Source organism: Microcoleus sp. B5-D4 (assembly GCF_036705145.1).
Taxonomy (GTDB): Bacteria; Cyanobacteriota; Cyanobacteriia; order Cyanobacteriales; family Microcoleaceae; genus Microcoleus.
Window position 1 is genome coordinate 47,986 of sequence record NZ_JAUBTV010000005.1, and the last position, 22,640, is coordinate 70,625.

The window sequence follows — 22,640 nt, forward strand, 5'->3', positions numbered from 1 at the left end:
AAGCTTTCGAGGGATGCCAAAAGAGCTGGCAGCCCCGCTAGCGCAGCCGACACCAGAGCCTCATCTTTGTAAACTCGAGATAGCCGAATACGGGTACTTTTAGACGCAGAGGTGAAAGAGCCTCGCCGTTGGGAATTTCCGGTTTCAACCCGCCCTAAATTTTTTGTTTCTCGCGTCAGGCAAAACATATCAGTATCCTCGCAGTATTGTCAATTAATCCCTAAATATGCGCCCGTAAAATTTCTCACGGCTTGCTGTATGTTTCTATTATTACTCAGATAGGTAACAGAGATGAAACCATGCAATAATTATTCACGATAGGCAGGGATCAACTTAAACTGCTTAACGGCTTTTATTAATTTGTTACACGGCGCGCGTTTGTTTAAGCCGATCGCCCACGACGACACAGACAGCAGCAACCAAAAAGGCGATCGCCCCCACCATCGCCGTTGTCACAGCAGGAATCGCCTTTGGTGCCACAAACACCACAGAGTATAAACTCATCCCCAGGGAAAAACCACCAAAATACAAACCTACGCCAAATCCTCCCCGCAGCGGAGGAACCAGAGACAAAGCAAAAGGAACCGTACCAGTAGTAATCAAACTATTAGTAAAAATCACAGCCAAAACAGTCGCCACTACCATCACCCATCCCTGACTAAAAACCATTGCTAACAGCAAAATAGCCGTTGCTACCAATCCACCCAACAGGGTACGCTGGCCGCCCATACGCACCGCAATCACCCCAGCCAGCAAAGAAGCAAAAGCCAAAGCCAAAGTAAATCCCGCCATTAACAACTTACTATCAACACTCGCGATTTGAGTTTGGAAAACATGGGGCAAAATCCGTTCTCCCATCGCCCGACTTCCCCAAGCAACAGCCATTCCCGTCACCGCAATTAACCCCAGCGCTGTGATAGAAACTTTCTCGGAAATTGCAGTATCCGGTGGCAATTCCGACAGCGCAGCATCAGGATTAACCGATCGCAAAAAAGCCACCGCACCCAACAATACAAACGAACCAATAGCGAAGGCAAAAGCTGGGCCCAAACTCAGAAGAAAATCCCCCGCAACAGGCCTGGCCGCCCCAACCAATCCCCCCACAAGAACCAATAAACTCATGGCTTGGGGCAACTGCGTTTGGGTTGCATATTGGCCCAACAGCGACACTGCGGGCGATCGAAACATCGCCATTGCGATCGACCAAGCTACTATTACCACAAGCAAAAGCCAGCGCAGGGGCGAGACTGGATTGCCGAAAATAAAAATAGCCGGAATCGCAATAAATAGCACCGACGACAGAATAGTGCCGACAACAATTAGCGGAAAACGAGTGCCCATCCAGTGACGCTGCTTGTCAGAAAGCCAGCCAAAAAAAGGTTCGATCGCAATTGCCAAAGTATCCTCTAGAATGGTGATTCCCCTGTCGAGTCCCGGAAAACCAAATCCCGCTAAAAGCTGAGGCAAATACAGTCGGTAAAGCATCCAACTCAGAGTAATTGCCCCTTGCAAAGCCGCCACGCCCCCGACTTGTCGCCACAGAATGAAAGACTGAGATTGAGATTTTTTCATGTTTTTGACAATATTTTATGCGATCACCAGGGGGCGGGTTGATCTATACTATTAGCTACCTAAAATATCTCTGGTGAAATCCGTACCTTGTATTTTGAAAGAGGTAAATGGCGATTTATGGTTGCACGGGGGCAGATTTATGAGATGATTGGTCTTAGGCACTGATGGTTGGTATAACCCGCCGCTACAAGTTATCTTCTTTAGCTATGTTTTTTGTACCACATCCCCTTGTAGCACCAACAGTTATAGCTCAAATTAGACCGACTGTCCAAAGCTTGCGCGACGGAGACTACCGCTACCGAGACTCCTTTGTGCTCGATCGACCTTTTCGAGAAATTCAATTTCGCAAACAAGACAGATACATCATCGGCAGCGATTCCGACAAACGCACGGGCAAAAGTTACTGCTTCCGGGGCATCCCCCAGCACAACAACATTATTAACATCACGGTAGCGATCGAAATTTCGCCGAAAACAGCACAGCAAACCGAGTGGAAATTAGCACCGGGAAACCCGATTAATTTCGACAAGCTTTATCCACTGCAAGCTGGGCCGGGATTAGAATTGTACAAATGTTTGACAGCATTTTTACCAAAATTGAAGTAATCATATCATGTCCGATCGATCAACCATAATATCCCGGTCGGGGCGGGTTTTTGAGATTGTCAATTATTGGCAGGTATTGTGGGTGAACCCGCCCCTACAAAAATCGCGGTCGCTCGACCAGACATGAAATTATTCGTTATTTGTTAGTGGTTATTTCTTAATCGCTTTGGCTTATTAATAACCAATAACATTCGTTAACAGTTAACAGTCAACAGTCAACAGTCAACAGTCAACATTTAACTTCCTAAGAACCAGCATTTTCCAATTCTTCCCGCAGCATTTCCCGGTAGACTTTCGGCAAACGAGAACTCATAGAATTGTTCTCAATTCCATATCCCAAACTCGTCCAAGTTCCCGAAAGCATCCGCAATACCTCAGTTAATCTTTCCTGCCGCAACATCTCAGAAATATCCGCTTTCCAAAACTTGCGATCGCTCAACCAAGCATAAACCACAGCATCCTGATCTTCTGGTTCAAAACTGTAATCTTCCCAGAATAAAAAATTAGCACGACGCGCCTGATAGCGCTTAGCCTTCTCCTTCCAAGTCGTAGTCAGAAATTGATACCTGCCCGCTGCCGTAGTACACTTGCCCCGATTCGGGCCATTAACAATCTTCACGCACCAGTCAGGATGGCGGCTCAAATCTAATATGTATTTGCCACCGTAAACAACGTGATAAGGTCGAGAAACATTCGACTCGCTAGCAGAAATAGTACGCATCAGCGCCCGAATGTAAGGATCGCCCGTTTTCATAGCCAGCGGTGGGAATTTTCCCCGCCCGCTTACCGACTGCGATAACTGCTGATTTCCCCGCAAACTGTCAACCAAAAAAACACCGCCGCCAATCACAGCGCCGATTAAAAGTATAAATCCGAGGATTTGAATCTCTGCTCGCCTCAGCAAACCTCTTTTGCGACGGCCAAATTTCTCAGCTTCCAGCAAAGTCATTTCCATTTCCGAAATTTCGACCCATTTGCGAGCCACCCGCATCCGGCGCACCCGAAAATCGTATTGATATAGCGGCGCGGCTACCAGCGTTAGACTCGATAAAACCCCCGCCAATTTTATCAGCCAGAAATCTAATTCACCGGCTACGGCAACATTTGTCAGAGTAGATATTCCTGTTAGTAACTGGGCCGGATCGATCGATCGCGCTGGCCAATAAAAAATCGCAAGTTGCACCAACAGCGACAGATTAAATGCAAAAAAAATCACTACAACAGCATTCAAGCCTTCTCGCAAGTGCGATCGAATACCCGTATGCCGGCGCTTGAACTTGCGCGCCACGCGAAAGCGCCCCGGCAGCATAATTAGTAAGGGATTTAAGATTTTGACTGCTAAAAAGTGACAAACAAAAAACACAGGCAACTGAATCAGCCAAGCCGCCAGCAGTAGAGTCAGAAAGCCGATATCGTCGCTGACAAAAGGAATGCCCCTGCGAAGGACAAAACTAAAACTCTGAGCGAGAGCAAATGCCCTTAACCACGAAATCGGATAGGGGAACCAAGCTGGCCACTTGAGAGTTTTCATGCTGGGAAAACGAAATTTTAAGGGCGAATCGTAAAACTATTAAGATTTTGCCAGATTTGGCGATCGGAAAACTGGCAATTCCCCTGCGGTTTGTACTGGTGGGACTTGCGCGCTGATGCCCAGAAACCGGGTTTTTTAACCAAAAACTTGCCTAAAACCCTCAATCTCGGTAAAAAAACCCGGTTTCTTTGTTCGCTACCTGGGACTAAAGAAACCGGGTTTTTTACCTTGGCTGCTGGCTGCAACGGGTATTTTCGTGAAAAAACCCGGTTTCTGGGCACCCGTGCGTCCTAATTCAATCAAATCACACTGGCAAACAACTCCTCAAAACTCTTTTGCGGAGCCTCCGACTTCGCCACAATTTCCACAACCTTGTTGCGAGAAGTCGGCTGAAACAGCGCCTCCACGCACACTTGGGCTACCTTAGTGCGGGGAATGCTGCTTTCAAACATTTTGTCGGCACCAGTCATGACGATCGCATCTGAATTATCCTCATTTTTGAGACCGCCCGGACGGACGATCGTATAAGTCAAGCCGCTTTTTTGCAAATACTCCTCGGCTTGTTTCTTCCAAACCAAAATCAGCCAGAACAAATTCAGCGGGTGAAAAAACTGAGAGACGCACAGAGAAGTCACAAGCACAAAATGCTCAATGCCCTTAGCCTTAGCTGCATCCACCAAATTTTTAGTACCTTCAAAATCCACCTTGTAAGGCGCTGTGGGGTCAAAACCAGGGGCCGCCCCTGTCGCGCACAGCAATACCGTACTATCGCCGATGGCATCGCCCAGAGAAGTCGCATTTAATACATCCCCGGTCACTAACTCAGCCTCCGGTGGTAAAATTTGTCTAGCTGTGTCTAGATTTCGGACTAAGGCGCGCACGGGAATACCTCGCTTGACCAATTCTGCGACGATGCGGCGACCTGTCTGACCTGTGGCTCCTGCTACAAATGCTTTCATATGTCGAGTTATGCTGAACTAGGGTAAGTTTTGTTACTATCAATTTCTCAATTGTAGGGAGGAAACTCCCTTAACACATCCCCAACCAGATCGATTGGCGTGTATAACAGGAGAGCATACGATGAAGCAGGATTCCGCTGAATATCAAACTGTTGAAGCTTCTGACGAAAATAACTACCCAGATGCGAGTTTCCGACACCCCGAAAGTGGAAGCGCGGATGCAGGAGAAGAAGTTGAGCCGATTTGGTTTCACACGCATTTTGAAGACAGCATGGAGATGTACGCGGATGCGGAAACGGTGGGGAACCATTTGAACAACCACAAGAGTTGGTTTTGCCACTGCGCTTCGCCGATGAAGGCCCAGCCGATCGGCGAAAACGGCTATGATTTATTAATCGGGCGTTTTGGGGCTTTCGGCTACCGCGTTGAAGCCAGAATTGGTTTAGAGTTGCTGCCCCCTGACGCTGAAGGCTGCTATTTGATTAAGACTATTCCGGTTCCGAATTATACCTCGCCTGGGTATGAGGTGGATTTTCGATCGGCAATGAAGCTAGTGGAGATACCGTCTCAGGAGTTGGCCGCCGATTGGCCTGCGTCGGAACGTGCTAAGCTGCCACCTGTGATTACCATTACTACCTGGAAGCTGGATTTGGCTGTGGGGGTTTGCTTTCCCAAGTTTATTCGATCGATGTCTCAACCTTTAATAGAAAAAACCGGCGATGCGCTTTTGGAAAAAATCATCAAACAAGTTAACCGGCGCTTGACTTATAAAACTCAGGTTGTTTTTCACGAAAGTTTGGGCATTCCTTTTCCGAAAAATCCTAAGAAACATTAACGAGACTTGCGCCCTAAGCTGCACTGCATTTAAATTGTATGTTAAGTGCGGGGCCTCCTCCCCGCCCCACAAGAGTAAAGATTTATTTGACTCTGCAATTTAAATGCGGATTAGCTTAACTCACATTTGTAGGGTGTGCGCTGCACACATGACTCATAAGTGCGATCGTCATAACTCATATTATTGTAGATTTTAGACTTCGGCGTGAGCGCTCAGTCGCACAATTTTAGATTAAATTATTGGGAATAACTGATTGTGTATGGGTTGGTAACACAAGCCTACAGTTGCTTTTTTGAAACTAATATCACTGTCTCCTGGTGCTTAGGGCGCGCCTTATGCCTATGTTTTTGAATCCCAGACTTGCTTGACCAGTTAATCCCAATCATCAAGTTATTGCTAATAAAATTTAAGGGTAAGGTGATGATTGCATTTGACATATAGGAATCCTTGCAGGAGTCGTAAATTTTTTACCCCCCCCAACCCTCTCCGAACCCGCTGGGAGTCCGTAAGAAATTCACAAATGATGCGAGGATTGCTATATGCTGATTTCTTATCAGCGGAATTAGTTTTTATTATGGGTCAATTTAGCACAGGGTTGGAGACAATAGTTTCAAGTCAGATGCCATCAAGTTCGACAGCATTATTATTAAAATATTCTCCTTCTGTTATAATGCTTTCCCTCCTTATTGCCTGATGATTAAGCAGTGTAGCCGACGCAGTTCAAAGCGGGTTCCGATCGCCCTCCGAAACCAGCAAGTGTCTCAGATCACAAGGCAGATCGATCGCCCTCACTGCCAAAAAACGTAAAGTTATGTCACCTTAAGTAAGGGGTTATAAAATAACTCTTGCCATATCCCTAGAAAGTTATGACAACGAAACTAAGAGCTACACACACAGAGAAAATGGAGAGAGACTTGCACCAGTTGAGGGCAGACCAAGAACTGATTCTCAATCAAGTAGACAATGCGATCGCTCTGTTCGACTCGTCTGACTGCTTAGTTTTGTTTAACAAAAAATTGGCCGGAATCTGGCAACTGTCCCCAGAATGGCTGGAAACAAAACCGAAGTGCCACTTGCTGTTTGCGGAAATTGTCGATCGGGGTTACTTGTCCCTTCAGCAGTGGCAAGAGTTTCAGCAAGCACTCGAAAAATCTCAGGATGAAAGTTTATCATTTTATTTCGAGCAATCCAATGGGGTTTGTTTGGAGGTGTGCGCCACGATTACCAACAGCGGCGGACGGCTGTTTACCTTTAGAGACGTTACGGTATACCGAAACTCCCAAGCTAGCTTGAACGCAGAAGTAAGGCGGCTGAGCTTTCTTTTAGGTTTAACCGAACGCCTGCAAAAATCTGACAGTTTGCAAGAAATAGGTCAGTTTGCCCTCACCTATTTAGTAGAGGCAATGAATGCAGCTTTCGGAGATGTCAAGGTGATTAACGGCAAGGGAAACGATCGGCAAGCGTCGGGGATTTGCAACCAAGTTTCTAGTCAATTTTTGGCTACTTACGGGGAACCCGTAGTCGCAGGAATGCAAGAATTGCTCGACCAAGGCATTCCCTACGGCATCGGTTTGCTGTGGGAAGTGGTGAAAACTGGTAAACCTTTGCTTGTCGAGGATTATGCCCAACATCCCAATGCCGTGCCGGAATTTCGGCATCCGGGAATCGGACAACTCGGCATTTTTCCGATCGCAGCTACCAACGGCACGATCATCGGAGTGCTGACGCTGGAGTCCCGCAACATCAAAAAACTGCAAGCCGCCGTCCACCAAGAAGTGCTGGAGGCTGCTTGTCGGACTCTGGGGGCGGCGATCGAGCGGGCTCAGACACAAGAGAACCTGCGCCAAGTTAACGAAGAATTAGAGTATTCTTCTCAGTTGAAATCCGAGTTTTTAGCCTCAATGTCCCATGAATTGCGGACGCCTCTCAACAGCATTCTCGGCTTTTCTGACTTGCTGCTGCGGCAAACGGCCGGACAGTTGAGCGATCGACAAATGAACTATGTAGAACTGATCGAAAAAAGTGGGCAGCACTTGTTGCAGCTAATCAACGATATTCTCGATCTTTCTAAAATTGAAGCCGGGAAAGTAGAACTAAACTTACAGCCTGTTCGCGTTCAAGAACTCGCGACAGACTGTATGAAAATGATGCAGCCACGGGCCGACAAAAAGCGAATCGGTTTGTCTTTAGAACTCGACTACCGTATTACTAAAGTTTTCCTCGACGAAAGGCGAGTGCGACAAATTGTGATTAATTTACTTTCCAATGCCATCAAATTTACCCCCGAACAGGGACAAGTTAAACTCAGCGGGCGTCTGGCCTACGGCAGTGAAATAGACGGCGACTACCGACCGGATTGTTCTCCTGTAAATGCCAGCACTCCTTATTTTTGTTTTGAGGTGAAAGACTCCGGCATCGGCATTCCTCAAGACCGCTGGCACTTGCTATTTCGACCTTTTCAACAGGTGGATTCTTCCCTGACTAGGCGGCACGAAGGTACAGGTTTGGGTTTGGCTTTGACTAAGCGATTGGCAGAATTGCACGGGGGAACAGTTTCTTTTCAATCTGTTTGCGATCGGGGAAGTCTTTTCCGCGTTTGGCTGCCTTTGACAGAGATGCGTCAAGAGTTGGAGAACTTTGCTTCTTGTGCCTTAGATTCTAAGTTAGTCCCTGGTTCTGCGATTGCTTTACCAATTGCCAGGAAGCGGATTTTGGTTGTCGAAGACCAGCCTTTTAACCAAATGTTAATTTCTGAGGTGATGGAATTGGAGGGGTACGGGGTAGAGATACTCGCGGATGGTTCGGCTATGGTCGATCGTATTCTCGCCGCCTCTGCTGCCCCGGAGTTGCTGCCGGATTTGATTTTGATGGACATTCAGTTGCCGGATGTTGACGGCTTTGAGTTGATGCGCCGAGTTAAAGCAGATCCTGTCTGGGATTCGGTACCGATGATTGCGGTGACGGCGATGGCGATGCCCGGTGACAGTGAACGATGTTTGGAAGCTGGCGCTTCTGCTTATTTGAGCAAGCCACTGGATTTGAATTTGACGATCGCTACAGTCCGTAATTTTCTCGGCTAACAATAATTATTTGCAGTTCCAGCACTGCCATTTATGAAAATTGATAACAACAAAGGTTAAACTCAATAGTAGATAAATATCTATATGACTTGCCCGCACTTGCCTCCGAAAGCCTGTTCCTAGGAAAAATATCGAGTTTAGTAAGGAGAAATATATCAATTAACCCGTTTTCGAGCTTCCCCACGCGCCACTTCCGAGCTAAATTCGATATATTATATCATATTCCATGTCAAACAAGTCGCCCTGCATCATGTTGGTTGATGACGAGCCAGCTAATCTGACTTTACTGGAAGAGTTATTGCACCTCAAAGGATACGCTACAGTATCAGTGCTATCTGGCCATGAAGCGCTCTCGCTTGCCCGCGCCTCTCGACCGGATTTAATTTTACTAGATATTATGATGCCGGAGATGAACGGTTTTGAGGTGTGCGAGATCCTGCGGAAGGATACGGCATTGCAGACTGTACCGGTAATTTTTTTAACGGCCCTCGATGATGATATGTCTCGCATCAAAGGGTTAGAAATGATGGCAGATGATTATTTGACAAAGCCTTTTAACAGTCGTTTGTTGCTGGCAAAAGTTGAAAATATTTTGCAGTTGAGTCAAATGCGATCGCAAGCTGTATCTTCCCAATTCAACCAGCAGGTAAAAGAGCAAAGCAAACGCCAAATCGCTGCCGCTTGGGAAGCCAACGAATATCTTTCAGAAAAATTTCAGCTATTTGTGCCAGAGCAACTTCTCGGACGAATTGCGCCACAAGGAATAGAATCTATTCAGTTGGGCAATGTCACAGAAGAAGAGTTGACTATTTTATTTTGCGACATTCGCGGGTTTACTACGATCGCCGAATCTCAACAAGCTCGCGAGACTTTTGAATGGTTGAACGCTTTTTTTACTAAAATGAACGAGTGCATAACGTCTCACGGCGGGTTTATTGACAAATACCTAGGCGATGCAATCATGGCAGTATTTGACAAGCCAAATTCTCACGCCATGAATGCGATCGAAGCCGCAGTAGCAATGCAAGAAACTTTGCAAGAATTTAATGCCAGTCGCCACAAATACAATTTAGAATCTCCCGTCAATATTGGTACGGGAATTAACACAGGTATCGGCATGATCGGCACTTTAGGTTCCGATCGCCGCATGGACTCTACAGTCATTGGTGATGTGGTAAATACAGCTTCTCGGTTAGAAAATTTAACTAAAATATACGGTTGCCAAATTATTGTTAGCGAAAATGCCATTGTTCATGCGAGAGAATTTCTCAATGGCATAAGTTCCAACTCCCACTCAAAAGAAAGTCTATTATTAAAGTGCGACTTAGAAGTGGAAACACAGGAGAGTATTATTTGTACTTCTGGGGCGACTGCTGCTGACAGCCATTTGGGGCACCACAATTATTACTATCGCTGGATCGATCGAGTAACCCCGCGCGGCAAGCAGGAAGCTATTGAAATCTACGAAATCTGGGCAGCCTCATGTCCCGACTCGGAGGCAAAGCAGCTTACCCAGGGTTTATTTGACAAAGGAATTCAAGGATGGCAATCCGAAAGATTTGTCGCAGCCTTGGGATATTTTCAGCAACTAATCGAACAAAACCCTGCTGATACAGTCGTCAGTTTTTATATCAATCGCTGCCAGGAAAAACTAGGTTTTATACCTGTAAGTAAGCGCTCAGAAATCAACTAAATAGAACCAGTTCGTACTGAGGATTTCAGTCCTATTTCTTACGGCAAATACCAGCTCATAAAGATTTAACTTTTAGGGCGGGCTAGAAGCCCAACCCCTACTTCCTACAAGAGTTTAGAACTCTGGAAAAAGTCGCTAACTATCGTGAATTGTATCTGCGTTGCGTCTGTGCTTTCCCTATCACTGAAAGATTTATGCCATAAGTCTACTCTAATTTTATACCATCAAACAGCGGTCAAAACTTGCTCTCTCAACTTCCCGATCAACTCATTCACCCCCCCCGCATTCAAACGGTAACTCAGAGGATGACCGATTAAATAAGCCGAACTTTCAAACAAAACATCAATTTCCACCAAACCATTTTCTCGCAAAGTTTTGCCAGTCGAAACCAAATCCACAATTGCCTCCGACATACCCGTAATCGGCCCTAACTCAACAGAACCGTAAAGCGGCACAATTTCCACCGGCAAATTCAAATTGTGAAAATATTCCCTAGCACAGTGTACGAACTTAGAAGCAACTCTACCGTGAGGAGGCAAATCCACAGTTCGTCGATAAGAACTAGATTCCTTCACCGCCACAGACAGCCGACACTTGCCAAAATTTAAATCAATTAAATTGGCAACTTTCGGCTTTTTTTCCCGCAAAACATCATAGCCAGCAATCCCCAAATCCGCTTGACCGTATTCCACATAAACCGGCACGTCGTGCGTCCTGACTAGCAAAGCTTTTGCTGTTCCGGTAGGGTCATATATTTGAAGTTGTCTGTTAGATGAATCGAGAAAAGCACTGAAGTCTAATCCAACAGATTTAAACAGTCGAATGCTATCTCCTAGCAGTCCGCCTTTGGGAAGTGCAACAGTAATCATGTCAATTTTTAGAGTCTAAATTGCTTAATTTGGCAAGGGGGCGATCGCGGCACAAGCATAAACAGCTTTTGCCCAACTCAGAATAACACATAGAGTTCCTAGGCAAAAATAAATTTCGGGTATTGCTCGATCCTTTGTTTGGGTATATATTATATTTAGTAAGTTTTTATTTCGTCACGTTTTTCAAGGGCGGTCGGTATGGAAAACAATCAAGAATTTGACGCAAATTTTCACAGTGTAGACCCGGATTCCCTGAAAAAGATTACAGTAGATGAAATCCTCTCAGGCGGTGGTGTAGAGAGGGAGGAAATGGACTATACAGTAGCTTTACCTAGCGCTAACCAGGCTAGGGTTCCCAGGGACGGAGGCTTCTCATCTCATGTGAAATCCAGCGTGTTCGATCGCGCCCCCCGATCGCAGTTTGCAGAAAAACGCGGAACGCTGGGAGGCTGTTAATTTGACAACTCTGGGCCCTAGAAGGGCAGAGATTATTGTATCATTCAGTCCACTTAATAAGTACAGCTTCCTGTGCTTACCGCAAGATGGTTCTGTCCTCAAGCTTTCGACTCATTGCAGAGTCTTGTTCCCCTGTGCCCCACGGTACAATTCAAAACCCAAAATACTGGTTTCTAGGCGTACTTGTTGCTCGAAGTTTTTACCCGCGCAAGCTTTTCTGCGCTCAAGCCCATAACTTCAGTTTTCAAGGTGCGTTGCCTTCCGGCGACTGGGTTTTTAATGTGGTTGAATACCCTAGCCACATTACAATATTATCACGACCAAGAATAAAAATTCGTCCTAGAAAGACGGGGCTTTAGACCCAATTTTTTGGTAAAATGCTTGCAGAGGCTGGTGCAGAAAACGGGCCGATCGCCTGATCGCCATTGTGTGTCACGCTTTTGTATATTCAACTCTAAAACTTAAAATTGCACGGGCGATCGGAAATAGCTGACAGCTACATTATGACCAAATTGACTCTGGTAATCGGCAACAAAAATTATTCCTCTTGGTCGCTGCGCGCTTGGCTGGCGATGAAACAAGCTGGACTGGAATTTGCCGAGGTGAGAATCCCCTTAGACTGGCCGACAACCCATGAGGAAATTCGGCGCTATTCTCCTTCGGGAAAAGTGCCAGTTTTAATCGACGGCGATCTGAAAGTGTGGGAATCTTTAGCAATTTGCGAATACGTTGCCGATCGCTTTGCAAATGATTTGTGGCCGGCGGATGTAGCGGAACGGGCGATCGCCCGTTCCATCTGCGCCGAAATGCACGCGGGTTTCCAAAATTTGCGCGACAATATGCCGATGGACTGCCGCAACCGCTATCCGGGAGAAGGGAGGACTGCCGGTGTAGAAGCAGAGATCGATCGCATCTTTGCCATTTGGCGCGAATGCCGTCAAAAATTCGGAATAGGTGGCAATATGCTATTCGGAAAATTCACAATTGTTGACGCTATGTTTGCCCCCGTTGTCATGCGTTTTGTCACCTACGGAGTCAAATTAGATTCAGTAACAAAAGCGTATGCGGATGCGATTTTTGCCTTGCCGGCCATCCAGGAATGGGTAGCAGCAGCTTGCAGCGAAACGGAAAGTATTCCACACATTAAAATCTAGGAAAAATCAGTTGACTTAACCTCAAATATCAAATTTCAAGTCTCAAATATGAAATCAGGATGCGGATTCTTTTAGTTGATGATGAAGTTGAGTTAACTGACCCTTTGAGTCGAGTCTTAACGCGCGAAGGTTATACAGTTGATGTGGCATTTGACGGAGCAAGTGGCAGCAATTTAGCAATGCAGGGCAATTACGATTTGCTAATTTTGGATTGGATGCTACCGAGACAAACCGGACTGGCAATTTGCCAGAAGTTGCGATCGCAAGGACGGAATACGCCAGTGCTATTTCTCACCGCCAAAGATACCGTAGACGATCGCGTACAAGGACTTGACGCCGGTGCAGACGACTATTTAGTCAAACCTTTTGAACTGCGAGAACTGCTAGCGAGAGTCCGCGCATTACTGCGGCGGCCTCCTACTTTTGACGCCGAGGTTGCTGTCGGGCGGCTGCAAGTTGCAGATTTACAGCTAGACTACGACAATCAATTAGCTTATCGGGGCGATCGTACAATTGACTTATCAGAAAAAGAATGTCAGTTATTAGAATACTTAATGCGCCATCCCGGTCAATTGCTAACACACGAACAAATCCACCAGTATTTGTGGAATGAAGCAGAAAAACCCAGCAGCAATGTATTAGCTGCTCAAATTCGCCTGCTGCGCCGCAAAATAGAAGTTCCGGGCGAATCTGTGCTAATTCACACAGTCTATGGCAGAGGCTATCGCTTTGGAGAAGCCAATTAAAAATAATAGAAATTATAGAAAAATCCCTCTTCCTTCTTCCCTCTTCCCTCTTCCCTCGGACTGACATCCATTACATCCGTTACATCCGTTACATCCGTTACATAATCCGTTGCCGAACTTCCTTTTTCCTGGGGCTATATTATCTATTATCGGGAAAGTGTGCACCCTAAACCGCCCTTACGGGTGTTGACAAACCAAAGTAATTACTGTCACCTCCGGCGGACAAAATAGCCTCCCGGGCGCATAAGTTCCCAAACCCCGATTCACGTACAGCAAATTACTCCCCACCTGATGCAAACCGCTAGCCCATTCCCAGTGAGTAACTACTCGATCGCAAGCCGAGACAAAAGGAATGAACTTTCGGATTCGTTTAGGGATCAAATAGCCAATTTTTCTGACCCAAGCGTACAAAGGGCCGATACCAGGAATAACGATTTGACCCCCGTGAGTGTGCCCAGACAACTGCAAATCAATCCGCCAATTTTGCAGATTTTCAGCAGTATCAGGATTGTGAGACAAGACAATCCGAGGAATCGCGGAATTTATTGATGCCATTACAGGTTCAGGCGCAAAATCGCCCGACCAAAAATCGGCCAACCCAACTAAAGCCAATTCTGACCCCAAAGGATAGACTGCTTCGTTGTACAAAACCCGAATTTCGACGCTATTTAAAGCATTAGTAACCTCTCTTTTTGCGTTCGGCCAATAGTGGTCATGATTGCCCAAAACCGCGTAAATTCCTGCTCGACTTTGCAAATTTTTCAATCGCTGCACTAAGCCGTAAATAGGTGCGGGGTCATAACTAATAAAGTCACCAGTTAAAAAAATCAGGTCTGGTTCTGCTTCATTGGCTGCAGCTATCGCCTCTTCTAGCAACCATTCCGACAGCCGCACCCCGTCATAGTGAAAGTCAGTAAGCTGTACAATTTTAGTACCGGATAGATTTGCTGGAAGATTGGCGATGGGTATTGTTAAATACTCTACTCGAAGTTTTCCCGTTAATAACCTGTGCATAAATCTAAAGTTTATTGATGACAGAGCGCCACCTCTAGCTTAGCAAATAATATCGTTTCCGGTTGCAACCAGAAACGATATTATTTATTACTAAGTAAGTGGAAATAAACATGGCTGGGGGGAGGCTGGGTTTTGCATTAATAATAAACTGGCGGCTAGTATAGATCATTGTCTTAACCGCTGTTAATATCGTTTATTTTTTTGTCGCGTCTGCCTACTTGTTAACTAATCACTTTTGACGAATGTCGCTTCTTCTCAATATATTGCTGGTGGTAATCCTCTGCCATATAAAATTCACCAGCAGGTTTGATTTCGGTGGCAATATCTTTGTCGTATTTACCGGAAGTTTGCAATTTTTGTTTGGAGAGGCGAGCGGCTTTTTCTTGTTCGGAATTATGATAAAAGATCACAGACCTGTACTGTTCGCCTCTGTCGGGGCCTTGGCGATTGATTTGGGTTGGATCGTGACAGTTCCAGAATACATCTAGCAGTGCTTCGTAACTCACCTGCGATCGATCGTACTCTATCAGCACAGATTCAGCGTGACCAGTGACTCTGGCGCAAACGTCTAGGTAGCAGGGATTGGGCCAGTGACCTCCCGTGTAGCCCGCAGCAGTCGAGACGACACCCGCAACGGCGCGAAACTTGTGTTCAACTCCCCAAAAACAACCGGCGGCAAATGTGGCTTTTTCCATTGTGTTACTCATCGTATTGGGATAAAACTTGGCACTAAATTATGCTTGACATATTCCCATTAGTGTGCATTCCCAGACCAATCGCGGCTGTACGTAGTTTAACAAATATTGTCGCGCTTTTTCCAAGGGTTCTAAGGGCGATCGACTAATTCCCCCTGCCAAAAATTGTTGCCAGTAACAGTGCTGTAAATAATCGATTAACCACAACTGAGATTCAGTATCTAAAGTTTTATCAATTTCCTTTGCCAATTCCAAAGCAGACCGCAGATTTTGAGGCAACTGCTTCACCTTTTGCAGCAAATCATCGGGTATTGATTGCAGTTGCTGCCAAATAGAAATCGCCTCCCCAGGACTGCCCTGAGCCATCCCCAGTACCTCGGGATGGGATAAAATCTCTGCGAATCCGGCTTGCTGCAAAACTTGTGCCATTGCTTCGGGATTCAGCCGAGAAAACTGGATTTTTTGACAACGGGAAATTAAAGTCGGCAGCAAAACTTCCACTGTCGGAGCAATTAAAATTAGCGCTGCTTTACCCGGTTCTTCCAATGTTTTCAACAAGCCGTTAGCGGCTCCCTCGCCCATTGTTTCTGCTTGTTCCAAAACTACGACTGAACGCGCAGCTTCTAGCGGCGGTCTGCTGAGAAAATCACCGATTTCTCGAACTTGTTCTAAGCGAATTTGTGGTGGTGCTTTCCGCTTTAAACCCGCTTCCTCTGCTTCCTTTGGCGTAAGCCGTTTGCCTTGGTTCATATAAGTTGGTTCTACCCAGAGTAAGTCTGGATGATTTCGCTGCCTCACGCGATTTTGCACGGAGGCTATTAGTCGGGTTTCGGGAATATTTGCTGAGAATAAAAGCTCGATGAAACACTGAGCCGCTAAACTTTTGCCGATGCCGTTAGACCCGACAAATAAATAACCAGGAGCAATTCGGTTTCGCTCGACTGCTTGAGTTAGCAATTCTACTGGTCGCTCTTGTCCGATTAATGATGTAAAATAATTCATGTGACAGTTGACAGTTGACAGTTGACAGTTGACAGTTGACAGTTGACAGTTGACAGCTTGCCCGAAGAGCGCAGTCGAAGGGTTGACAGTTGACAGTATTCAGTTGACAGAAGGAAGTTATTGTAGGGTGCGTCAGAGGCGCCGAATGTAATGACTACCTATTCAAGAATTTTGCCCCGCTACCCTATGGTGAGTTAGTTACAACGAAGAAACCGGGTTTTTCCTCGATGTTGAGGATTTTTAGCAAATATTTCGTAAAAAACCAGGTTTCTGGCTATCTATGTAAGCTTACTTTTCAGAATTGATATTATTTAAATATCCCCAAGCTTCTAACCTGCGAGTTACAATAGTTTGAATTTCCTGAGCGACTTCATATTCAGGGCGATCGGCATTTATGCGAACAATTCGAGATTTATTTGCCTCGGCTAACTCCGCAAAACCTTGCTGCACAAGGCGGTGAAACTTCAAATCAGCTTGCTCGATCCGATCGCACCCTCCCCGATCCCTTACCCTCGCCAAACCCTCCTCCACATTAATATCCAGCCACAAAGTCAGATCGCTTTCCAAGCCGCCGGTGGCAATGTCATTCAACTGCTTAATTAAATTTAAGTTAAGACTGCGGCCGTAGCCCTGATAAGCAATCGTAGAGTCAGTAAAGCGATCGCATAAAACAATCGTTCCCTTAGATAACTCGGGTTTGAGAAAAGTTTCGACGTGTTGAGCGCGATCGGCAGCATACATGAGTAATTCTGCTCGATCGGATACAGATTCGCCCCCATCTTGTTTCAGCAGCAAATGTCGCAGTCCCCTTCCCAGCTCAGTACCCCCCGGTTCGCGAGTAGCCACGAAGCGGACTGTGAGAAAGTAACTTATTTGCAGGAACTGTATCAGCCGCTGCATTTGCGTAGTTTTACCCGCACCTTCAACCCCCTCAAACACGATAAGTTTGCCCTTCATTGCCCTAACTTCCCATTTCAATAAAATAAATCTATATTGTTCTGTGAATCTGTTCTAGGTTCGGTATGATAATAAAGTCTAAATGCCTCACGGCTGGAGTTGTCTATGGCTCGCTATACTGGTTTTTTTATCGTTGCCGTTCCGATCGACCGTCTCCGTCAATCCCTGATTGAAATTTTAGAGTCATGCAATCTTGATATTATCTACAATACAGGAGATTCCGTCATGGCTCGCGAGCTCCCAGGTCAAGTTTCGATTGCCAAACTTGTCACCGCAGAAGTCCTAATTGAGAAAAACACGGCCAGCGACTCAGAGGTTCGCATGAACTTCGTGATTAAAAACGAAGAACTGCCCCTGCAAACCAACAACCACTGCCGTCAAATGTTCGAGCTAGTGAGTCGTTCAATTATGAACAACAATAATTGGCGACTTTTGGAAAGTATGGCACTGTAGCCATCAGTCATTAGTCATTAGTCCTCAGTCATTAGTCATTAGTTTGTGGCTAATGACCAATGACCTCGTACTTTTATTGGTCATCCCTAAATTGAAGCTCGAAATCCCCGGCGCAAAAACAAAGAATTTGTAACCACGCTAACAGAACTAAACGCCATAAATGCCCCAGCAGCCGCAGGACTGAGTAGAATTCCCGTTGCAGGCAGCAAGATACCCGCTGCAACCGGAATTCCCAGAGTATTGTAACCAAAAGCCCAAAATAAATTTTGGCGAATTTTGTTGAAAGTAGCGCGCCCCAGCTCGATCGACTCAACAACATCCATCAAAGCATTTCGCATCAGCACAATTTGAGCTGTCTCAACTGCGACATCAGTGCCACAGTGCAAACCAATACCGACATCAGCTTGAGCCAAAGCCGGGGCGTCATTGATACCATCCCCCACCACAGCCACTTTACAGCCTTGGGCTTGCAAAGTCGCGATCGCCCTCGCCTTCCCCTCCGGCCGCACCCCAGCCAAAACATCAGCCGCCGTCAAATCTAGCTGCTGCGCCGTCGCCGCCGCCGCAGACGGCGTATCCCCCGTCAGCATCATCACCCGCAATCCCATGCCCCGCAAACGTTCCACCGCCGCCTTAGCATCCGGTCTCAGAGTATCTTTTAGCCCGATTACCCCCAGCAAAACACCCCCAGAAGCCACGTAAACCGCCGTTTTGCCTTGCAAAGACCCCGACAATTCCGTCGCCACAGCGACCCCCTGCTCCTTCATCCACTCAGCATTCCCCGCGAACACCCGCCGGCCCTCCACCAAAGCAGAAACCCCGAAGCCCGGTTCCGTGCAGAAATCCTCAGCAGCTAGCAGCGGCAAACCTTGCTGTTGAGCTTCCAGCAAAATCGCTGCAGCGATGGGATGACAAGCGCCCCTTTCCACCGCCGCCGCAATTTGCAGCAGTTTTGAGTCAATTGTGGAACAGGCATCTTGCCTGTTGCCAGAAACCCCATCAATTGTGGAACAGGCATCTTGCCTGTTGCCAGAAACCCCATCAATTGTGGAACAGGCATCTTGCCTGTTACCAGAAACCCCATCAATTGTGGAACAGGCATCTTGCCTGTTGCCAGAAACCCCATCAATTGTGGAACAAACATCTTGTTTGTTACCAGAAACCCCATCAATTGTGGAACAAACATCTTGCCTGTTGCCAGAAACCCCATCAATTGTGGAACAGGCATCTTGCCTGTTCCCCACATTAATATCCGAGTTCAAATCCCACTCGGAATTCTGGAAAATCGGCAAATAATCAGTGAGTGTGAGATTTCCGGTTGTCAGAGTGCCAGTCTTGTCAAAAACCACCGTATCTAATTGATGCACCCGTTCTAAAACATCACCACCGCGAATTAAAAGCCCGCGCTCCGCCCCGATGCCAGAACCGACTAAAATTGCAGTTGGGGTAGCCAGTCCCAAAGCGCAAGGACAAGCAATCACTAAAACTGCGATCGCCAATTTCAAACTTAACAGCAAAGGCGATTGATAATGGATAATTGGCAATTCATTTCCCATATTCATTGCCCCGTGTCCCATATCCATTACCCCGTGTCCTAAAAGCACAGAAGGCCAAATATGAGTCCCGGCAAAATACCAAAATAGGAAAGTTAAAACCGATATCGCCATTACCCCATACACAAAATATCCCGCCACAGTATCAGCTAAATTTTGAATCGGCGCTTTGCGAGTTTGGGCTGCCTGCACCAAAGCCACCATTTGAGCTACAGTTGTTTCTTTACCGGTGCGAGTTGCCCGCATCACAACTGCCCCGGATTTATTGATAGTTCCGGCGGCAACTGTATCTCCTGGTTGCTTCAAAACCGGCATTGATTCGCCAGTCAGCATCGACTCATCTATCGTTGTTTTGCCTTCGCAGACTTCACCGTCTACCGGTATTTTTTCCCCTGGCAAAACTTGCAGCCATTCTCCGACTCGGACGCGATCGGCGGGAATTTCAATGTATTGTGGATCGTAGACCGCAGATGTCGAGTCTAAAGGCAATTCTTCCGATCGCAAATCTAAACTCGGGAGTTTAAAATCAACTAAGCGGGCTTTCGCCGGTTGCAATGCGATTAAAGCTTGCAAAGCTGATGCAGCGCGCCGTCTGGCTTGCTGTTCGAGAGTTTTGCCCAACAAAATAAAGCCCAGCAGCATCACCGGTTCGTCAAAAAAGCACTCCCATCCCATTCGTGGAAACAGCAGCGCCGCGTTGCTAGCGGTGTAAGCTGTAACAGCGCCTAAAGCTACCAAAGTATTCATGTTCGGTGCATTTCGCCACAAACTGCGGCACCCGTCAAGGATAATCGGGCGGCCCGGTAGCAGTAAAGCTAGGGTGGCGAGTCCCCAGTGAAACCAAATATTGCTGAGAATTGGGGCTTTTGTGCCGAGTACGTGACCTAAACCGGATAAAATAATTAGGATAAGGGCGATCGTCAATTGCTTGATTTGCTGTCGAATTTCTTGTCGCCGTCGTTCAATTGTTGCCGCTTCTGCTTCCCGCTGATTTTCCCCTAAACGAGACTGAGAGGGAAATCCATTATCAGTCAACTTTTTCGCTAAAGCCTCTGCATCCACAGCCCCCGGTTGACACTCAACCGTCGCGACTTCTACCGCCAAGTTAACGCAAGCTGAAATCACGCCTGAATACTGCATGAGTTGGCGTTCCACAGCTTTAGCGCAGCCGGCACATTTCATCCCGCCGACATCGAAAGTAACAAGTTCTGGCGGTGATTCGTTAACTGGTAGGATTTCTGGTTGAATTTCGGGGATTGTTTTGGGCAAAAATTGCATGGTTTTTTTTGGTATTGATTAGAATATTTGGGTAGTTCTGAAAGGATTTAATGCACTGTTTAGACAAATGTCTATATTTTTATCATAGATAAATATTGTGGCATCTTCCAAAAGTGTTAGTTTTTTTTAATTCTTATTAGTTCCCGGCTGTTAAATCCTTAGTCCGGCAGGCATTTCAACTACTGTCGGAATGCGAGTTTAATGCTAAGACACGGTTTGGACACGGCAGTGCCGTTTCCCTATTTGATATAATGAGCCAATTGCCTAGTTAGTATCCAGCTTTTATTTGACGAATTTAGCTATGACAGAAACACCCAAATTTTATATTATCAAACGTCCTGCCGGTAATTGCGAAATTTTGCCGTTGGCGGAGCCCTCGCAGACGATCGCGCAACTCGAAGAACAAAACCCCAGTATTATTGAAAAGTGGGGCCCTTACGATTCGGCCGAAGATGCCATCGCCCGCCGCATCGGTTTAATTCGCGCCGGCAAATGCCAACCAACCAAATTTTAGATTTTAGATTTTAGATTTTAGATTGAAGATAAGAAGGACTAAAGTCCTCACTACAAACCTGGTTCGTAGTGAGGACTTTAGTCCTTCTTTACTGAAGTTTTTGTGACTAAAAACTACTTGGATTTAGCCGGTGCCACACTCGGTTTTGCCTGCGCCGCCGTCGGCTTAGCTGGCGCAGCATTCGGTTTCGCCTCCGCCTTATTGTTCCCTGTTTTACCAGTAACTTGCTTTGTCAAAACTTCCATAGCTTTCGCGTATTGCGGATCGGCCGTCGTAGCAATTTTATCGCGATCGCGCCTCAATTCCTGTTTTTGAGCGTCGGTGAGTTCTACCTTGAAATCCGGTTCAATCCCGGCGTGGTTGATATCAGTGCCGTTGGGAGTAAAATACTTGGCAATTGTCACCGCTAAACCGGCACCATTTCCCACGCCGCGTACTGACTGAACTAAACCTTTACCAAACGTCTTTGTTCCCACCAAAACCGCGCGTTTGTTGTCTTGCAAAGCACCGGATAGAATCTCGCTAGCACTTGCTGAACCGCCGTCTACCAGTATAACTAACGGTTTGTCTGTGATTGCTGCCTTGTTTGCCGTTTGTTTATCGGCTTCACCGACTCGATCGACCGTCGAGACGATCGTACCTTCTTTGAGCCACATCCGAGCAATTTCAATACTTCCGTACAGCAACCCGCCGGGATTGGAACGCAAGTCTAAAATATAGCCCGTTACCTTTTTCTGTTCCAAATCCTTAATTGCCGATCGCATTTCCGATGCAGCATTCGCACTGAACTGATTTAAGCGAATATAGCCGACTTCTCCGATGGGAGTTTTCTGCACCGACTTCCGCACAGGATGAATTTCAATTTTAGCGCGTTTCAGCTTAAATTCTAATTCTTTGCTTCCCCGCAAAATCGTCAGCGTCACCTCAGTATTCACCTGACCGCGAATCAAACTTACTGCTTGATTCGTATCCATGCCTTCTGTGCTCTTGCCGTCAATCTTAGTAATGATATCTTTTGCCAGAATACCAGCACTAAAAGCAGGGGTATCTTCGATCGGCGAAATCACCACCAACTTCTTAGTTTCCTCATCTTGAGTCAACTGAATCCCAACTCCTGTCAGTTCCCCAGAAGTTTCAACCTGCATATTTCTGAACTCTTGAGGGTCCATAAACCGCGTATAAGGATCATCCAGCTTCTTCAACATTTCCCGAATTGCTTTGTAAGCTTCGTCGTCGCTGGTATAAGTCCGGTTCAAATAATCATTCCGCACCGCTTTCCAGTCAACCTGGTTAAAAGTGCCATCTACATAACTTTTGTCAATAATTTGCCAAACTTCATCAACCAACTCTTTAGGGCTTCCCCTAAAAGAAGCCAGAGATTTAGAACTGCAACCAGTGTTCGCAAGAGTTACAGCAGTGAGTACCACTGCTGCTGCACTTAGAACAAGCCCTCGTTTTGTTATAACCATTTGTCTGACGCGCGGGAGGAAAAGAGTTCAGAATAATTACGCTCAATCTAACACAGGCAAGGCCCGGTCGTAGTTGGCGTACATATATTATTCAACTTTGCCGAGTTTTGTTCCCTTTCGCCACAGGCAAGATGCCTGTGCCACAAAAAACTCGGCATCTTGCCCGCCACAGGCAAGATGCCTGTGCCACAACAAACTCTTGTGG

Annotated in this window: 19 protein-coding genes; 9 read left to right on the forward strand and 10 right to left on the reverse strand. The window is 46.4% G+C overall.

What is annotated here, in order from left to right:
* Positions 1–363: 363 nt before the first annotated feature.
* Positions 364–1,572 carry a hypothetical protein gene (locus tag QUB10_RS03855; protein ID WP_333199704.1) on the reverse strand — a complete coding sequence of 403 codons (1,209 nt, stop codon included), beginning with the start codon at positions 1,570–1,572 and terminating at the stop codon, positions 364–366.
* 164 nt (positions 1,573–1,736) lie between these two features.
* On the opposite strand from QUB10_RS03855, the gene QUB10_RS03860 reads away from it, so the two are divergent.
* Positions 1,737–2,177: a hypothetical protein gene (locus QUB10_RS03860; protein ID WP_333199706.1), complete on the forward strand. Its 441-nt coding sequence runs from the start codon at positions 1,737–1,739 to the stop codon at positions 2,175–2,177.
* A gap of 244 nt (positions 2,178–2,421) precedes the next feature.
* Here QUB10_RS03860 and QUB10_RS03865 read toward each other — a convergent pair whose 3' ends face one another.
* Together QUB10_RS03865 and QUB10_RS03870 are read right to left on the reverse strand one after the other, a co-directional pair.
* A complete protein-coding gene (locus QUB10_RS03865; protein ID WP_333199708.1) occupies positions 2,422–3,708 on the reverse strand; it encodes a glycoside hydrolase family protein in 1,287 nt (428 codons plus the stop codon).
* 299 nt (positions 3,709–4,007) lie between these two features.
* On the reverse strand, positions 4,008–4,667 hold the full coding sequence (locus QUB10_RS03870; RefSeq protein WP_333053110.1) for an NAD(P)H-binding protein: 660 nt from the start codon (positions 4,665–4,667) through the stop codon (positions 4,008–4,010).
* A gap of 121 nt (positions 4,668–4,788) precedes the next feature.
* On the opposite strand from QUB10_RS03870, the gene QUB10_RS03875 reads away from it, so the two are divergent.
* The 3 genes from QUB10_RS03875 (at position 4,789) to QUB10_RS03885 (ending at position 10,275) form a co-directional block, all read left to right on the forward strand.
* Complete coding sequence (locus tag QUB10_RS03875) at positions 4,789–5,502, forward strand: DUF1997 domain-containing protein (RefSeq protein WP_333199710.1); 714 nt, start codon at positions 4,789–4,791, stop codon at positions 5,500–5,502.
* Positions 5,503–6,368: 866 nt separating this feature from the next.
* Positions 6,369–8,582, forward strand: a complete 2,214-nt coding sequence (locus tag QUB10_RS03880; RefSeq protein ID WP_333199712.1) for an ATP-binding protein — start codon at positions 6,369–6,371, stop codon at positions 8,580–8,582.
* Positions 8,583–8,808: 226 nt separating this feature from the next.
* Entirely contained in the window at positions 8,809–10,275 is a 1,467-nt protein-coding gene (locus QUB10_RS03885) for a response regulator (RefSeq protein WP_333199715.1), read from the forward strand.
* Positions 10,276–10,499: 224 nt separating this feature from the next.
* Here the strand turns inward: QUB10_RS03885 and hisG are convergent, their stop codons facing one another.
* Positions 10,500–11,144 carry an ATP phosphoribosyltransferase gene (hisG, locus tag QUB10_RS03890; RefSeq protein ID WP_333053122.1) on the reverse strand — a complete coding sequence of 215 codons (645 nt, stop codon included), beginning with the start codon at positions 11,142–11,144 and terminating at the stop codon, positions 10,500–10,502.
* 198 nt (positions 11,145–11,342) lie between these two features.
* Between hisG and QUB10_RS03895 the strand changes: the two genes are divergently transcribed.
* The 3 genes from QUB10_RS03895 (at position 11,343) to rppA (ending at position 13,500) form a co-directional block, all read left to right on the forward strand.
* Positions 11,343–11,600, forward strand: coding sequence for a hypothetical protein (locus QUB10_RS03895; RefSeq protein WP_333199717.1), 258 nt, complete (start codon positions 11,343–11,345; stop codon positions 11,598–11,600).
* A gap of 503 nt (positions 11,601–12,103) precedes the next feature.
* Positions 12,104–12,754 carry a glutathione S-transferase family protein gene (locus QUB10_RS03900; protein ID WP_333199719.1) on the forward strand — a complete coding sequence of 217 codons (651 nt, stop codon included), beginning with the start codon at positions 12,104–12,106 and terminating at the stop codon, positions 12,752–12,754.
* Between the two features lie 59 nt (positions 12,755–12,813).
* Complete coding sequence (gene rppA / locus QUB10_RS03905; protein WP_333199721.1) at positions 12,814–13,500, forward strand: two-component system response regulator RppA; 687 nt, start codon at positions 12,814–12,816, stop codon at positions 13,498–13,500.
* A gap of 177 nt (positions 13,501–13,677) precedes the next feature.
* Here the strand turns inward: rppA and QUB10_RS03910 are convergent, their stop codons facing one another.
* The 4 genes from QUB10_RS03910 to tmk all read right to left on the reverse strand — a co-directional run bounded on the left by QUB10_RS03910 (position 13,678) and on the right by tmk (position 17,168).
* Complete coding sequence (locus QUB10_RS03910) at positions 13,678–14,514, reverse strand: metallophosphoesterase (RefSeq protein WP_333199723.1); 837 nt, start codon at positions 14,512–14,514, stop codon at positions 13,678–13,680.
* A gap of 221 nt (positions 14,515–14,735) precedes the next feature.
* Positions 14,736–15,221 (reverse strand): peptide-methionine (S)-S-oxide reductase MsrA, encoded by a 486-nt coding sequence (gene msrA, locus QUB10_RS03915; RefSeq protein WP_445300823.1) that lies wholly within the window; start codon positions 15,219–15,221, stop codon positions 14,736–14,738.
* A 27-nt stretch (positions 15,222–15,248) separates the two neighbouring features.
* On the reverse strand, positions 15,249–16,211 hold the full coding sequence (locus QUB10_RS03920) for a DNA polymerase III subunit delta' (RefSeq protein ID WP_333199725.1): 963 nt from the start codon (positions 16,209–16,211) through the stop codon (positions 15,249–15,251).
* A gap of 288 nt (positions 16,212–16,499) precedes the next feature.
* Positions 16,500–17,168 carry a dTMP kinase gene (gene tmk, locus QUB10_RS03925; RefSeq protein ID WP_333199727.1) on the reverse strand — a complete coding sequence of 223 codons (669 nt, stop codon included), beginning with the start codon at positions 17,166–17,168 and terminating at the stop codon, positions 16,500–16,502.
* A 105-nt stretch (positions 17,169–17,273) separates the two neighbouring features.
* Here tmk and QUB10_RS03930 point away from each other — a divergent pair, with 105 nt between their 5' ends.
* Entirely contained in the window at positions 17,274–17,621 is a 348-nt protein-coding gene (locus QUB10_RS03930; protein ID WP_190659999.1) for a hypothetical protein, read from the forward strand.
* A gap of 86 nt (positions 17,622–17,707) precedes the next feature.
* On the opposite strand, the gene QUB10_RS03935 is transcribed toward QUB10_RS03930, so the two are convergent.
* Positions 17,708–20,452, reverse strand: a complete 2,745-nt coding sequence (locus QUB10_RS03935; RefSeq protein ID WP_333199729.1) for a heavy metal translocating P-type ATPase — start codon at positions 20,450–20,452, stop codon at positions 17,708–17,710.
* Positions 20,453–20,753: 301 nt separating this feature from the next.
* On the opposite strand from QUB10_RS03935, the gene QUB10_RS03940 reads away from it, so the two are divergent.
* On the forward strand, positions 20,754–20,966 hold the full coding sequence (locus QUB10_RS03940) for a DDE transposase family protein (protein ID WP_333199731.1): 213 nt from the start codon (positions 20,754–20,756) through the stop codon (positions 20,964–20,966).
* A 113-nt stretch (positions 20,967–21,079) separates the two neighbouring features.
* Here the strand turns inward: QUB10_RS03940 and ctpC are convergent, their stop codons facing one another.
* Positions 21,080–22,435, reverse strand: coding sequence for a carboxyl-terminal processing protease CtpC (gene ctpC, locus QUB10_RS03945; protein ID WP_333199733.1), 1,356 nt, complete (start codon positions 22,433–22,435; stop codon positions 21,080–21,082).
* Positions 22,436–22,640: the final 205 nt, after the last annotated feature.

Excerpts from the sequence above, each read along its gene's own strand:
- QUB10_RS03855 (WP_333199704.1), bottom strand. The coding sequence starts at position 1,572 with ATGAAAAAATCTCAATCTCAGTCTTTCATTCTGTGGCGACAAGTCGGG.
- QUB10_RS03860 (WP_333199706.1), top strand. The coding sequence starts at position 1,737 with ATGGTTGGTATAACCCGCCGCTACAAGTTATCTTCTTTAGCTATGTTT.
- QUB10_RS03865 (WP_333199708.1), bottom strand. The coding sequence starts at position 3,708 with ATGAAAACTCTCAAGTGGCCAGCTTGGTTCCCCTATCCGATTTCGTGG.
- QUB10_RS03870 (WP_333053110.1), bottom strand. The coding sequence starts at position 4,667 with ATGAAAGCATTTGTAGCAGGAGCCACAGGTCAGACAGGTCGCCGCATC.
- QUB10_RS03875 (WP_333199710.1), top strand. The coding sequence starts at position 4,789 with ATGAAGCAGGATTCCGCTGAATATCAAACTGTTGAAGCTTCTGACGAA.
- QUB10_RS03880 (WP_333199712.1), top strand. The coding sequence starts at position 6,369 with ATGACAACGAAACTAAGAGCTACACACACAGAGAAAATGGAGAGAGAC.
- QUB10_RS03885 (WP_333199715.1), top strand. The coding sequence starts at position 8,809 with ATGTCAAACAAGTCGCCCTGCATCATGTTGGTTGATGACGAGCCAGCT.
- hisG (WP_333053122.1), bottom strand. The coding sequence starts at position 11,144 with ATGATTACTGTTGCACTTCCCAAAGGCGGACTGCTAGGAGATAGCATT.
- QUB10_RS03895 (WP_333199717.1), top strand. The coding sequence starts at position 11,343 with ATGGAAAACAATCAAGAATTTGACGCAAATTTTCACAGTGTAGACCCG.
- QUB10_RS03900 (WP_333199719.1), top strand. The coding sequence starts at position 12,104 with ATGACCAAATTGACTCTGGTAATCGGCAACAAAAATTATTCCTCTTGG.
- rppA (WP_333199721.1), top strand. The coding sequence starts at position 12,814 with ATGCGGATTCTTTTAGTTGATGATGAAGTTGAGTTAACTGACCCTTTG.
- QUB10_RS03910 (WP_333199723.1), bottom strand. The coding sequence starts at position 14,514 with ATGCACAGGTTATTAACGGGAAAACTTCGAGTAGAGTATTTAACAATA.
- msrA (WP_445300823.1), bottom strand. The coding sequence starts at position 15,221 with ATGAGTAACACAATGGAAAAAGCCACATTTGCCGCCGGTTGTTTTTGG.
- QUB10_RS03920 (WP_333199725.1), bottom strand. The coding sequence starts at position 16,211 with ATGAATTATTTTACATCATTAATCGGACAAGAGCGACCAGTAGAATTG.
- tmk (WP_333199727.1), bottom strand. The coding sequence starts at position 17,168 with ATGAAGGGCAAACTTATCGTGTTTGAGGGGGTTGAAGGTGCGGGTAAA.
- QUB10_RS03930 (WP_190659999.1), top strand. The coding sequence starts at position 17,274 with ATGGCTCGCTATACTGGTTTTTTTATCGTTGCCGTTCCGATCGACCGT.
- QUB10_RS03935 (WP_333199729.1), bottom strand. The coding sequence starts at position 20,452 with ATGCAATTTTTGCCCAAAACAATCCCCGAAATTCAACCAGAAATCCTA.
- QUB10_RS03940 (WP_333199731.1), top strand. The coding sequence starts at position 20,754 with ATGACAGAAACACCCAAATTTTATATTATCAAACGTCCTGCCGGTAAT.
- ctpC (WP_333199733.1), bottom strand. The coding sequence starts at position 22,435 with ATGGTTATAACAAAACGAGGGCTTGTTCTAAGTGCAGCAGCAGTGGTA.